We start from the raw sequence: 14,387 nt of genomic DNA, 5'->3' as shown, positions 1-14,387 counted from the left end.
TTAAGATGGAGGGACAAATGTTCAGTCTGGTAAATAAGCATGAGGAGTTTTTTGACTACTTGGTAACAAATGCAGAACACTTTCACAAAGGCGCTGTCATGATAAAAGAATTATTGACGGATCCGTCAAAACTTGAAAGATACACAAAAGAAATAAAAGCTATAGAACACACTGCAGATGATGTTACTCATGAAGTTGTAAATAAAATGGGAGAAGTATTCATCACTCCTATAGACAGAGAAGATTTTTGTTTACTTACAAACAATATAGATGATTGCGTAGATGACGTAAAAGACGTAATTTTGTCGTTGAGACTTTATCATGCAGGTATAGGTTGGGCATTACCGCTTCGTATGGCGGATATACTTGTAGAAATGGCCGAAAATCTTATTGTGCTGTTTCGACTTCTTAAAAATATTGACAAAAACGAAAAAGAAATAAATGAAAGAGTAAGAAAAATAAATATATTGGAAAGCGAAGCCGACAATATATATAGAGATGTAGTATCGGACCTTTTTGACGGAGATCATGAAGTTATGGAGATAATACGTTGGAAAGAAATAATGGAAACAATGGAAATTACTGCAGATCAAGGTGAACGTGTTGCAAACATTATTCGAGAAGTGGTAGTGAAATATGCATGATATCTACTTGATAGGGTTTGTTATTATATTGGCGCTGTTATTTGACTTTATAAACGGATTTCACGACACTGCCAATGCAATAGCAACATGCGTGGCTACAAGAGCAATAAGTCCGAAAGTCGCAATAGTAATGTCCGCAATTTTAAACTTTTTGGGAGCCATGGTATCCACCGGAGTTGCAAAAACAATCGGCGGAGAAATAGTAAACTCACCGGATATGGTAGACTCGAGAGTTTTGATAGCGGCATTGACAGCATCAATTATATGGAATCTTTTCACGTGGTGGATAGGGATGCCGTCAAGCTCATCTCATGCACTCATAGGAGGCATGATCGGTGCAGTAATTATTTCATACGGCATTGGTGCGATACACGTAAGCGGAGTGCTTATGATAGTTGCAGGACTTATAGTTTCTCCTCTTGCGGCACTTGTGTCAGGATATATTTTGATGACGCTTTTTTACCTGCTTTTTGCAAAAATGAGAAAATCCAAACTGAACTTTATAGCGGTGCATGTTCAAATACTGTCAGCGGCAATAATGGCATTTTCACACGGGTCAAACGACGCTCAGAAATCTATGGGAGTAATAACACTTGCATTACTCTCGGGAGGATACATAGGAGCACTTGAAGTTCCGTGGGAAGTAAAAATTGCATGTGCAATAGCAATGGGATTAGGTACAAGCATGGGCGGTTGGAGAATAATAAAAACCGTAGGAAATAAAATATTCAGAATGCAACCTATAAACGGAGTAGCTGCAGATTTGAACTCTGCAATAACGGTATTTACAGCTACATTTTTGCATCTTCCCGTATCTACAACACATGTAGTAACAGGTTCTATTATGGGTGTAGGTTGGGCACATAGATTTAAAGCGGTACATTGGAATGTAGCATACTCAATGGTATCTGCATGGGTAATGACAATACCGTGCACGGCAGCGGTAGGTGCATTGGTATATATAATAATGCTGCATTTAATATAATTTATAAAATACGGTTAACGCCGTATTTTTTTAATATATGAATTTATGATAATATAAAAAATAAAAACAAAAAGTAAAAACAGGAGAAAAAAATGCTGATTCAATGGTTTCCAGGGCATATGGCCAAAACAAAACGACTTATAACCGAACATTTAAAAGCTGTAGATGTGGCGGTAGAACTTTTAGATGCAAGAATTCCGATGTCAAGCGCAAATCCTATGGTGGAAAATTTGGTACAAAACAAGCCGAGAATAATCGTACTTAATAAATCGGATCTTGCAGATGTAAAAATTACGGAAAAATGGATTGAATATTTTAAAAAAGAAAATATAGATGTTATACCTGTAAGCACATACAACGGAAAAGACAAGAAAAAATTAATAAATTTAATACGAGAAAAAGCAAAACCCGTACTTGAAAAATGGCAAAGAAGAGGACTTAAAAACAGATCCGTAAGAATTATGATTTTAGGAATACCGAATGTAGGCAAATCAACACTTATAAATTTTCTTTCAGGATCGAAAGCAACGAGAACGGCAAACACACCGGGACACACAAAAGGCAAGCAATGGGTAAGACTTTCATCAGGACTTGACCTTCTTGATACACCGGGAGTACTTTGGCCGAAATTCGAAGATCAAAATGCAGCATTGAAATTAGCGGCAACAGGTGCAATTGCAGGAGAAATATTTGATTCATATGAAGTAGTAACAACATTACTTGCCGCACTAAAAGAAATATCACCGCAAATATTAAAAGAGAAATATGACATTGAAGATGTAAATCAAGATACGCAAATACTTTTGGAATTAATAGGAAAACGTAGAGGATGCCTGTTACCTGGAGGAGAAATAGACTCGACAAGAGCCGAAGCATTGGTACTTACAGATTTCAGAAGCGGGAAACTCGGCAGAGTAACATTGGATATGCCGCCGTCAGAGGATAAAAAATGAATATTGCTGAAGTAAAAGAATTATTGAAAAAAGATAATGTAGAAATATCACTTATTGAAAAACTTATGCAAGACAAAAGAAAAGGTGTACAACAGGCGCTGAATACGTATTTTAAGAAAAAAGACTTTGAGAATAAAGAGCGACTCCGTGTAGAAGAAATGTATGCAGTTGAAAGTGAATTTTATAAACAAGGCATACAATATGTAGTCGGAATAGATGAAGTAGGAAGAGGACCGCTTGCAGGACCTGTAACGGTAGCGGCAGTAATACTTAAACCGCACTGGTTTGTAGAAAATTTAAACGATTCTAAAAAAGTATCAAAAGAAAAAAGAGAAATTATATCAAAAAAGGTACATGAAGAAGCACTTGCTATATCAATAACGGATTTATCGGTTGAAGAGATAGACACACTGAATATATATCAGGCAACTATGCTTGCAATGTATCAAGCTGTAAAAAAACTTGAAATAAAACCTCAAGCGGTAATAGTAGATGCGATGCCTCTGCATTTTCAAATGCCATGTAAATCATTAATACACGGAGATTCAAAAAGTGCATCGGTTGCTGCAGCATCTATAGTGGCAAAAGTACACAGAGATCATATAATGGATGAATATGCAAAAATATATCCGGGCTATGATTTTGAAGATAATAAAGGATACGGAACGAAAAAGCATATGGAAGCAATATATGAACTTGGAATAACACCGATACACAGAAAAAGTTATGAACCTGTAAAAAGTATTGTTTTAAAAGGAAACTATAAAAAGAATAACGGAATAAAAATTTAAAATGTTTTATTAATAAGTAGAAGCATATTGTAAAAGAATGCAAAAAATAAAATAAAAAACGAATAAGTATAATAAAAAAATTTACACTACGACATGTATCGGAAATTATGGACATATTTATTATCAATCGAATTGAACACGTGGATGCTTTTTTGTATCTTACAAGAAGCATCCTTTTGTTTTGGAATTTTTTATGCGTTTGACTTGTTTATTTACAATATATTAATATTGATTTAAAAGTGATTGAATTGGTTTGTGGAGAAGTATATGAAAAAATCCGAATTTGGACGTTATGGAGAAGAACTTGCAGAGAAATATCTTGAGAGAAAAGGATTCAAACTTTTAGCGAAAAATTTCAGAAGGCGACATGGAGAAATTGATTTAATAATGCAAGACGGAGAAACGTGGGTTTTTGTAGAAGTAAAAGCACGAACAAATAAACGTTTCGGTGAACCTATAGAATCTGTTACTCCTTATAAAAGAGAACATATACGCTATTGTGCGAATATGTACTTATATATGAAACAAGAAGAAGACAGGCAAGTAAGATTTGATGTAGTTGAAATTATGATTTATCCGGGGAAAGCACCTGTTTACAGACATGTAGTTAATGCATTTTAGGAGGATTTATGTTTGCGCAAGTATATGGCACAACAACTTATGGATTGAACGGTCACGTTATTATCGTTGAAACCGATATAAATCGCGCAGCACCTTCTTTTGATATTGTAGGACTTCCTGCAACATCGGTTAAAGAATCAAAAGAACGTGTATATTCAGCAATAAAAAATTCCGGATACCATTTTCCCATAAATAAAGTTACTGTAAATTTGGCACCGGCAGATTTAAAAAAAGACGGGTCGGGTCTTGATCTTCCTATCGCAATCGGATTACTTACAGCAACGGGTGTAATACCTCAGGAAATTTTAAAAGATTCGTTATTTATCGGAGAACTTTCACTAAAAGGTGAAATAAGAGCGGTACCCGGAGTACTTTCAATGGTTCTTGCTGCCAAAGAACATGGAATACAAAAATTTTTCGTACCTGAAAAAGTTGTTTCAGAAGCTTTACTTTGTGAAGATATACAAGTTTTTTCCGCCAAATCTTTGAGATGCGTAGTTGAACATATATTAGGAAATGAAATATTGAAACCTGCTTTGAGAAATGAAACGGAACAAAATAAAAAATTAATATATGACGTGGATTTTTCCGAAGTACAAGGGCAAATTACGGCAAAGCGTGCGTTGGAAATTGCCGCTGCCGGAGCACATAACGTATTGATGTCGGGAACTCCGGGATCGGGAAAGACAATGCTTGCAAGAAGAATCACTACAATACTACCTTTAATGACGCAAGAAGAAGCATTGGAAGTAACAAAAATATATAGTGTGGCAGGTTTATTTAATGAGAATCAAATCATGCATGAACGTCCGTTTCGAAGTCCGCATCATACCATATCTACCGCAGGACTTATAGGCGGAGGAACAATACCGCGTCCCGGTGAAGTGACACTTGCGCATCATGGAGTATTGTTTTTAGATGAGCTTCCTGAATTTCCTAGATCCGTTTTGGAAGTACTTAGACAACCGTTGGAAGATAGAAAAGTTCATATATCAAGAGTTAATGCATCATTTGTATATCCTACAGATTTTATTTTGATTGCAGCAATGAATCCTTGTCCGTGCGGATACTACGGAGATTTAAAAAGAGAATGTACTTGCACAGACGGAGAAATAAGAAGATATAACAGAAAAATTTCAGGACCGTTACTTGACAGAATAGATTTACATATTTCAGTGCAAAGACCTAAATACAGTGAGTTGACATCCGCAATAAAAGCTGAAAGTTCAAAAGAAGTTGCAATTCGTGTACAAAAGGCAAGAGAAATACAAAAAGAAAGACTTAAAAAATGGGGAATGCAATGCAACTCGCAAATGAGACATAAACAATTGCGTGAAACTTGCACACTTGATAAAGAAGGATCTGAAATGCTCAGATATGTATTTGAACAAATGCAACTTTCAGCACGAAGTTATGACCATATTATAAAAGTAGCAAGGACAATAGCGGATTTGGACGAATCCGAAAATATCGACAGTTCACATATTGCCGAAGCTATAAGCTATAGACGAAGAATGGCAGGTAGATAATATGGACATATATACCGCATCAATACCGGGATGTCCGTGGTTGGGATCGAAAACAATAAGACACTTGCTTTCCGTTTTTAAAACCGGAGAAAAAATCTGGAACGCAACATCTGAAGAATTGTACGAAAAAGGAAAACTGACGAGCAAACAGCTCAACTCTTTTTTGAAATATCGAAAAGAAGCCGATTTGGAAAAAATTTATAAATTGATGCAAAATTTCAATATAAAATATTGCACATTGAATGATGAAGTATATCCGAAGCTTTTGGCAAATACGATAAATCCTCCACCGGTACTATATTATAGAGGTGAATTGCCTGTAACTGACAGAATTATAAGTATAGTAGGAATAAGAAAAGCAACAGTTTACGGAATTAAAACTGCAAAAGAAATAGCGAAAGAATTGTCGGAAAGAAATGTAGTTATCGTTTCCGGAGGTGCAAGAGGAATTGACAGTGCAGCGCATAAAGGTGCATTGGAAGGAAAATCCGCAACTGTTACAGTAGCGGCTTGCGGACTTGATAAAACATATCCTGCAGAAAATCGCAATCTTTTTGAAAAAATTATTGCACATGGAGGTTGTATATTATCCGAATATGCACCGGGTACACCGCCTTTAGGCAGACAATTTCCGGCAAGAAACAGAATTATTGCCGGAATGACACGTGGAGTAATTGTAATTGAGGCGGCTGAAAAAAGCGGCTCTCTTATTACTGCAGATTTTGCACTTGAAGAAGGAAGAGATATATTTGCAGTACCGGGAAATATTTGGGCGGAAAGTTCAAAAGGAACAAATAAGTTATTAAAAATCGGAGCTTTCTGTTGCACATCATACGAAGATATATTATCTGAATACGGATGGGAAAATAAAAAAGAAATAAAATGCAAAAAAGATAAAACTTTCAATAAGCAGTTGACATTGGAAGAGGAAGTGTTGTATCGTTTTTGCAGTGAAAGTGTAGAAATAACGGAAGATGAACTGTTGATAAAAACCGGAATGTCATTGAAAACATTAAAAAGTTTGTTGCTGCAATTACAACTGAAGGGGGTTGTAATACAAACACCTTCAGGCGGATTTATTATTTCCGGTTAATTGAATTTTCATAACAGATACGGAGGAATAAAGTTGCCGATTATCAGAACTATTACTGTCGGAACGAAGAGTAAGGGAAGAAAGAAAAAAGAGCCGGTATTTAAAAGAAAACCTAAGGCAAACGGGAAACACCTTGTTGTAGTGGAATCACCGGCGAAAGCAAAAACAATTGAAAAAATTTTAGGTAAAGATTACAAAGTGTTGGCATCAATGGGACATTTGCGTGATTTGCCGCAACGTACATTAGGGGTAGATATAGAAAACGGATTTACACCTGAATACGTAAATTCCACTGAGCGTGAAAACGTAATAAAAGAATTGCGTAAAGAAGCAAATAAATCTAAAGATGTTTATTTGGCAACCGACCCGGATCGTGAAGGTGAAGCCATTTCATGGCACTTATCAAATTTACTTGATGTAAATATTAAAGATAATGTCAGAATAGCATTTCATGAAATAACACCTACAGCCATAAAAGAAGCGATTAAGCATCCGAAACCTTTGGATATGAATCGTGTAGATGCACAGCAGGCACGTCGAGTGCTTGACAGATTGGTAGGTTATAAAATTTCTCCGTGGTTATGGAAACAAGTTTATAGAGGACTGTCCGCAGGACGAGTACAATCTGTTGCCACTCGTTTGATTTGCGAGCGTGAAGAAGAAATAAAAGCGTTCAAAGCGGAAGAATACTGGTATGTAAACGGAGTTTATTCAACAAAAAATAATGAAAAATTTACTGCAAAAGTAATTCGTAAAGATGGTAAAGATATAGTTTTCAAAAACGGAGAAGAAGCACAAAATGCAGTAAATGAAATTTTAAATAAACCTGCAATTGCAGAATCCGTTACAAAATCGAAAAAGCAGCGTAAACCGAAAGCACCGTATACAACATCAACCATGCAGCAAGATGCTGTAAACAAACTCGGATTCGGTTCGAAGAAAACGATGATGCTCGCACAAATTCTTTATGAAGGTGTAGAAATTCCCGGGCATGGGCATGTCGGACTTATCACTTATATGCGTACAGACTCGACACGTATATCGGATGAAATGATTACATCGGTCAGAGAATATATAAATAATGTATACGGAGAAGAATATTTACCTAAAAAACATAATGTATACTCCAAATCAAAAGAAGCTCAAGATGCACATGAAGCAATAAGACCTACAAATTTGAAATTTGCACCTGAAATACTTACAAAAGTACTTACAAGAGATCAATTACGTTTATATACATTGATTTGGAACAGATTCATTGCAAGTCAGATGACACCGCAAATACAACAAAATACCGTTGTACTGCTTAAAACTGAAAACTATACATTAAAAGCAAACGGTATGTACGTATTATTTGACGGATTTACAATATTGCAATCGGCAAAAGAAAAAAAGAAAAATGCCGAAGAATTGAAATTGTTGCCGAATATTCAAAAAGGCGAAGAAATGTTGAATATAAGTGCAGAAGGAGAACAGCACTTCACTTCTCCGCCTGCAAGATATACAGAAGCAAGCCTGATTAAAACTTTGGAAGAAAAAGGTATAGGAAGACCTTCAACATACGCACCGATATTGGATACAATTCAAAGAAGAAAATACGTAACAAAAGAAGGTAAGCAATTTATTCCTACAGAAGTCGGATTTGTAGTAACCGATCTTTTGAAAAAATATTTTTCAGGAATTGTAGATATAGACTTTACAGCAAATTTGGAAAGCTGGTTAGACAAAATTGCTGAAGGTAAAGCAACGTATAAAGCAGTACTTCAAGATTTTTATGATGTTTTCAAAAAAGAATTGGAATCTGCAAAAATTGATGCGGAAAAAGATAAAAAGCAAGAAATATCTGAAGTTAAATGCGAAAAATGCGGTGCGTTCATGATTATAAAATTGGGACGCTACGGAAAATATCTTGCGTGTCCGAATTATCCGAAATGCAGTAATATAAAACCGCTTTCCGTAACCGAAGAGAAAAATGAATTATCCGATATACCATGTGAAAAATGCGGGAAAAATATGGTATACAGAACAGGACCTTACGGAAGATATTTAAAATGTGTCGACTGCGGAATAAATAAAGCAATTGTAGAAGATACAGGAATAACATGTCCGAAATGTAAAAAAGGACATATGGTAAAACGTCGTTCAAAACGTGGACGTATATTTTACGGATGCAATGAATATCCGAATTGTGATATGGCACTGTGGAATGAACCTATAGATAAATTTTGCGAAGAATGTCATTCAATAATGACAAAGAAAACCTATAAAAACGGAACCGAAAAAATACTATGCTCAAATGCGGAATGTATAACGAATGAAAAGAAGAAGCATACATCCGAAAAGGAAAAATAATCTCTAAAATATAAGGAGAAACAAGTGACAAAGAAAATAATCGTAATAGGTGCAGGTCTTGCAGGAAGTGAAGCTGCATGGCAAATTGCAAAAAATAAAATACCTGTGACATTAATAGAAATGCGTCCGAAAAAAAATACGCCCGTACATGATACGGAGTACTTCGGAGAATTGGTATGCAGCAATTCATTACGTGCCGCAAGCTTGCAAAATGCCGCAGGACTTTTGAAAGAAGAAATGCGAAGACTGGACTCGCTTATAATAAAAACTGCAGATGAACATCAAGTTCCGGCAGGCGGAGCTTTGGCGGTAGATCGTATAGGATATGCAAAAGCCGTAACGGAAAAAATAAAGAGCAATCCGTTTATAGAAATACGATATGAAGAAATTATCGAAATTCCGGATGACGAAACAGTTATTATTGCAACCGGACCTTTAACGGAAGGTAAAATGGCGGAATCGATAGAGCAATTTTGTGACGGAAAAGGTTTTTACTTTTTTGATGCGGCAGCACCCATAGTAACAAAAGAATCATTGGATATGGACGTTATTTATAAAGCATCCAGATACGACAGAGGAGAAGCGGCATACTTAAATTGTCCGATGAATGAAGAAGAGTATAATTCTTTTTATGAAGCATTGTGTCAGGCTGAAACGGCAGAAGTACACGGATTTGAAAAAAATAAAGTCTTTGAAGGTTGTATGCCGATAGAGGTGATGGCATTACGCGGTAAAGATACAATGCGTTTCGGTCCCATGAAACCGGTAGGACTTATAAATCCAAAAACCGGAAAAGAACCTTATGCGGTAGTTCAATTACGACAAGACAACAAAGAAGATACTTTGTATAACATTGTAGGATTTCAAACACATTTGAAATGGGGAGAACAAAAAAGAGTATTCGGAATGATTCCGGGACTTCAAAATGCAGAATTTGTGCGCTATGGAGTAATGCACAGAAACACATATATAAACACACCCGAGCTTTTAAATGAAACAATGGAAACAAAAAAGAGAGAAGGTCTTTTCTTTGCCGGGCAGATGACAGGAGTAGAAGGTTATATAGAATCTGCAGCATCCGGAATAGTTGCGGCATATTCTGCAACGGCAAGGTACTTGGGAAAAGAACCGAAACCGTTTCCTCGTGAAACGGCAATAGGTTCATTATGTAACTATATTTCACACTTTGAAGGTAAAAATTTCCAACCTATGAATATAAACTTCGGACTTATGCCTATATTGGAAAAGAGATATCCGAAAAAAATAAAGAATGAAAAAATAGTTGAAAGAGCATTGCAAGCAATTGAAAAGTTAATTTAAACAAAAACAGCCGTTAAGGCTGTTTTTATTACAATAAAAATGTATAATTAAATAAAACAAGGAGGTAATATGTTTAACGCGACTACAATAATAGCCGTAAAAAAAGACGGACATACCGCTGTGGCCGGTGACGGACAAGTTACTATGGGAAATGCGGTAATAATGAAAAATACGGCAAGAAAAGTAAGAAGATTGTATAACGGGAAAGTAATTGCAGGATTTGCAGGATCCGTTGCAGATGCATTTGCACTTTTTGATAAATTCGAGATGAAACTTTCAGACTGCAACGGAAATTTACTCAGAGCTGCAGTAGAATTTGCAAAAGATTGGAGAAGAGACAGAGTACTTCAAAAACTTGAAGCATTACTTATTATGACAGACGGTACACACCTGTTTTTAGTATCCGGCAGCGGAGAAGTTATAGAACCGGATGACGGAATACTTGCAATAGGCAGCGGCGGAAATTATGCACTTGCGGCGGCACGAGCATTAAATGCAGAAACTGAACTTTCCGCACGTGAAATCGCAGAAAAATCAATAAATATAGCGGCAGATATTTGCGTATATACAAATCATAATGTAATTGTGGAGGAAATATAAATGATAGAAACCTTGACACCTCGAAAAATTGTAGAATACTTGGACCAATACATTATAGGACAAAAAGAAGCAAAAAAATCTGTTGCAATTGCACTTAGAAATCGTTGGAGAAGCAGCAGACTTTCACAAGAAATGAAAAAAGAAGTAAGTCCGAAAAATATTCTCCTTATAGGGCCAACAGGTGTAGGAAAAACAGAAATAGCAAGACGATTGGCATCACTTACAAAAGCACCGTTCTGTAAAGTTGAAGCGACAAAGTATACTGAAGTAGGGTATGTGGGTAGAGATGTGGAATCAATGGTGCGTGACCTTGTAGAAGAATCAATCAGACTTGTAAAAAAGAAAGAAATAGGTAAATTAGGAAAAAATTCACAAGAAGAAGCAATAAAAAAGATAGCTGAAATTTTGTGGCCGACAAAAAAAGTAGAATCAAGAAGCCCGATGGATATAATATTCGGTGAAAAAGAAGAAAAAAAAGAAGAAATCATTGACGAAAACAAATTGAAGAAAAGAGAAGCTTTTATCGAGCGGATAAGAAACGGTGAAATGGATGAAAGAGTTATAGAAATCGAAGTTGTAGATAAAGGCGGAAGCGAAGGTTTTCAAGACGGAGAAAATATAATACAAATAACGCAAGTTATTTCATCAATGATGCCTAAAAAAACTAAAAAGAAAAAAGTTACCGTAAAAGCGGCAAAAAAGATTTTTGCGGAAGAAGCTGCCGATGAAATGCTTGATATGGAAACTGTAAAAGAAAAAGCAATAGAAGCGGCACAAGAACGAGGAATAATATTTATAGATGAAATAGATAAAATTGCCGAAAAAGGTAGAAACGGAGGACCGGGAGTATCACGTGAAGGCGTACAAAGAGATATACTTCCGATAGTTGAAGGTGCAACGGTAAAAACAAAGTACGGACCTGTAAATACCGAGCATATTTTATTTATTGCAGCAGGAGCATTTCACGTATCCAAACCTGGAGACCTCATACCGGAACTTCAAGGAAGATTTCCTATACGTGTAGAACTTCAAAACCTTACAAAAGAAGATTTACGGAAAATTTTAATAGAACCCAGACAAGCATTAATACTTCAATATACAGCGCTGCTTGAAACGGAAGGACTCAAAGTAAACTTTGCAGACTCCGCACTTGATGCAATTTCAGAAATTGCATTTCGTGTAAACACCGAAACTGAAAATATCGGTGCAAGAAGATTGTATACGATACTTGAAAAAGTACTCGAAGATATTTCGTTTGAAGCACCTGACATGGTAGAAAAAAATATTGTTGTAGATGACGTGTATGTTCGTGAAAAATTAGGAAAAATAATAGAAAACATAGACATTTCAAATTATATTTTATAATAAAAAAACGTATTGATTTAAAATAAAATTAAATCGATACGTTTTTTTACGAAACCCCGTATATTTGCAAAAAAATATATGGATGATTATAATTATTTAAATGAGTTTCATGGAGGAGGAGCAGATGAGAAACGAGATATTGGAATATTTTCGCAAGGCAAACGGCGAATATGTATCCGGACAACAAATTTCAGATGCTTTGAAAGTTTCACGTACAGCTATATGGAAACATATAAAAGTATTGAAAGATCGCGGTTATATATTTGAATCAAGTACGAAAAAAGGATATCGTTTGGTTTATGCACCGGATTTACTTACGCCGCTTGAAGTTTCAAATGAATTGAAAACCGATATACTTGGGAAACGTATAGTATATATGGAAATAACAAAATCCTCCAACAATGAAGCAAAAATGATAGCAGCACAAGGTGCCGAAAACGGTACACTGGTAATAGCTGAAGAACAAACCGGCGGAAGAGGAAGACTTACAAGGAATTTTTACTCTCCTTTTGCAAAAGGCATATGGATGTCTTTGATATTAAGGCCTAAATTCCTACCTATGGAAGCATCCAAATGTACACTTATGGCAGCGGTTGCAGTTTGTAAAGCTGTAAGACAATTTGGACTTACGGAAGCAGGAATAAAATGGCCTAACGATGTACTCTATAAAGGTAAAAAACTTGTAGGAATACTTACAGAGATGTCTTCTTCAATGGAAAAAATAGATTACATAGTAGTGGGTATAGGGATAAATACGGGAATAAAAGAAAACGAATTTCCGGAAGAAGTAAGAGGACGTGCGACATCATTTTTGAATGAAGGTATAGAAATATCAAGAAAAGAATTGCTTGCAGCAGTATTGTTCGAGCTTGAAAAAAATTATATTGAAGTTGAAAAATACGGATTTGCAAATATTCTTGAAGAATGGCGAAAACTGACGGTAACGTTGGGTAAAAACGTGCAAATTATTTCATATGGAGAAAAATACACCGGAAAAGCTCAAGATATAGATCAAGACGGTTGTCTTCTTGTAAAAACTGATAAAGGTATAAAGAGGGTCATTGTAGGAGATGTTTCTATAAGACCTGCGGGAAATTTAAAGTAAATCGGAAGGGAAACGAAATGTTACTTGCGTTTGATGTAGGGAATACAAATATAGTATGCGGAGTTTATGACGGTGATAATTTAATACAACATTGGAGATTGGCAACCGACACATTGCAAACTGCAGACGGATATGCGGGAATGTTTGGAACTTTATTTGACTTGGGCGGAATTAAATTTTTAGATATTACAGATGTAATTATAGCCACAGTTGTTCCACCTATAATTCCGTTACTTGAAAAATTATCAAAAAAATATTTTCATTGCGATCCGATCTTGGTAGGACCAGGAATAAAAACAGGATTGAATATACTTTACGATAATCCCAGAGAATTAGGAGCGGATCGTATAGTGAATGCAGTTGCCGCAATTAATGAATACGGCGCACCTTTAATTATTATAGATATGGGTACTGCAACAACTTTTTGCGTAGTAGACAGTAAAAAAAGATACTTGGGCGGTGCGGTTGCATTAGGGGCTATAAGCTCTATGGAAGCACTTTTTCAACGTGCATCGAAACTTCCTAGAATAGAACTTGTAAAAACTGACTCGGTAATTTGCAGAAATACAGTATCGGCAATGCAAGCAGGAATATATTATGGATTTGTGGGTCAAATAGATGAACTTGTAAAAAGAATAAAATCCGAACTTGGTGAAGAAAAAGTGAAAGTGGTAGCAACAGGGGGTCTGTCATCACTTATTGCGGAAGAAACGCAAACTATAGATGTAGTAGATCCTATGCTTACGCTTAAAGGCTTGTTGCTTTTGTATAAGAAAAATAAAAAATGAAACTTTTAAAACTGAATTTGATACAAAGCATATTCAGTTTTTTTATTGCTTGAATTTTTTTTAATGCATAGTTATAATAATTATGTTCGTGGCCGGTTAGTCAAACGGTTAAGACACTGCGTTCTCAGCGCAGGGATTATGGGTTCGAATCCCATACCGGTCGCCAATGATGCACTTTGAGTAGGTACTTGAAGTGCATTTTAATTTATTTAAATAAAAAATATAAATGTTTATGTTATAA

At 35.7% G+C, this 14,387-nt stretch carries 13 protein-coding genes and 1 tRNA gene; all 14 read left to right on the top strand.

The genetic code is table 11. The features are described from left to right. The first annotated feature begins 17 nt into the window (after positions 1-17). Positions 18-644, top strand: a complete 627-nt coding sequence (locus P6922_RS00980; protein ID WP_007555269.1) for a DUF47 domain-containing protein — start codon at positions 18-20, stop codon at positions 642-644. Continuing rightward, a complete protein-coding gene (locus P6922_RS00975; protein ID WP_276873565.1) occupies positions 637-1,629 on the top strand; it encodes an inorganic phosphate transporter in 993 nt (330 codons plus the stop codon). Before P6922_RS00980 ends, P6922_RS00975 begins: the two co-directional genes overlap by 8 nt. A 92-nt stretch (positions 1,630-1,721) precedes the next feature. Next, positions 1,722-2,582: a ribosome biogenesis GTPase YlqF gene (gene ylqF, locus P6922_RS00970; protein ID WP_007555621.1), complete on the top strand. Its 861-nt coding sequence runs from the start codon at positions 1,722-1,724 to the stop codon at positions 2,580-2,582. Continuing rightward, positions 2,579-3,373: a ribonuclease HII gene (locus tag P6922_RS00965; RefSeq protein WP_276873563.1), complete on the top strand. Its 795-nt coding sequence runs from the start codon at positions 2,579-2,581 to the stop codon at positions 3,371-3,373. The genes ylqF and P6922_RS00965 overlap by 4 nt, the downstream gene beginning before the upstream one ends. Positions 3,374-3,640: 267 nt before the next feature. Next, positions 3,641-3,994 carry a YraN family protein gene (locus P6922_RS00960; protein WP_276873560.1) on the top strand — a complete coding sequence of 118 codons (354 nt, stop codon included), beginning with the start codon at positions 3,641-3,643 and terminating at the stop codon, positions 3,992-3,994. An 8-nt stretch (positions 3,995-4,002) separates the two neighbouring features. After that, positions 4,003-5,523 carry a YifB family Mg chelatase-like AAA ATPase gene (locus P6922_RS00955; RefSeq protein ID WP_276873558.1) on the top strand — a complete coding sequence of 507 codons (1,521 nt, stop codon included), beginning with the start codon at positions 4,003-4,005 and terminating at the stop codon, positions 5,521-5,523. A gap of 1 nt (position 5,524) precedes the next feature. After that, the gene (dprA, locus tag P6922_RS00950) at positions 5,525-6,616 is read left to right on the top strand and encodes a DNA-processing protein DprA (RefSeq protein WP_276873557.1); all 1,092 of its coding nucleotides are present in this window, start codon (positions 5,525-5,527) and stop codon (positions 6,614-6,616) included. Positions 6,617-6,649: 33 nt separating this feature from the next. Then, complete coding sequence (gene topA, locus P6922_RS00945) at positions 6,650-8,968, top strand: type I DNA topoisomerase (RefSeq protein ID WP_276873555.1); 2,319 nt, start codon at positions 6,650-6,652, stop codon at positions 8,966-8,968. 24 nt (positions 8,969-8,992) lie between these two features. After that, positions 8,993-10,288 (top strand): methylenetetrahydrofolate--tRNA-(uracil(54)-C(5))-methyltransferase (FADH(2)-oxidizing) TrmFO, encoded by a 1,296-nt coding sequence (gene trmFO, locus P6922_RS00940; protein ID WP_276873553.1) that lies wholly within the window; start codon positions 8,993-8,995, stop codon positions 10,286-10,288. A 69-nt stretch (positions 10,289-10,357) separates the two neighbouring features. After that, positions 10,358-10,888 carry an ATP-dependent protease subunit HslV gene (gene hslV / locus P6922_RS00935; protein ID WP_007555231.1) on the top strand — a complete coding sequence of 177 codons (531 nt, stop codon included), beginning with the start codon at positions 10,358-10,360 and terminating at the stop codon, positions 10,886-10,888. After that, positions 10,889-12,253 carry an ATP-dependent protease ATPase subunit HslU gene (gene hslU, locus P6922_RS00930; protein ID WP_007555255.1) on the top strand — a complete coding sequence of 455 codons (1,365 nt, stop codon included), beginning with the start codon at positions 10,889-10,891 and terminating at the stop codon, positions 12,251-12,253. It abuts the gene before it with no gap. Between the two features lie 124 nt (positions 12,254-12,377). Then, positions 12,378-13,358: a biotin--[acetyl-CoA-carboxylase] ligase gene (locus P6922_RS00925; RefSeq protein WP_276873551.1), complete on the top strand. Its 981-nt coding sequence runs from the start codon at positions 12,378-12,380 to the stop codon at positions 13,356-13,358. Positions 13,359-13,375: 17 nt separating this feature from the next. Beyond that, positions 13,376-14,146, top strand: a complete 771-nt coding sequence (locus tag P6922_RS00920; RefSeq protein WP_276873548.1) for a type III pantothenate kinase — start codon at positions 13,376-13,378, stop codon at positions 14,144-14,146. A 90-nt stretch (positions 14,147-14,236) separates the two neighbouring features. Next, positions 14,237-14,312: transfer RNA gene (locus P6922_RS00915), tRNA-Glu, on the top strand. The last annotated feature ends 75 nt before the right edge of the window (positions 14,313-14,387 follow it).

Origin of the sequence: Dialister micraerophilus (assembly GCF_947090205.1) — a bacterium.
Taxonomy (GTDB): domain Bacteria; phylum Bacillota; class Negativicutes; order Veillonellales; family Dialisteraceae; genus Dialister; species Dialister micraerophilus.
Note: the sequence above shows the minus strand (reverse complement) of the source record. Positions and strands in the feature narration are given on the sequence as shown.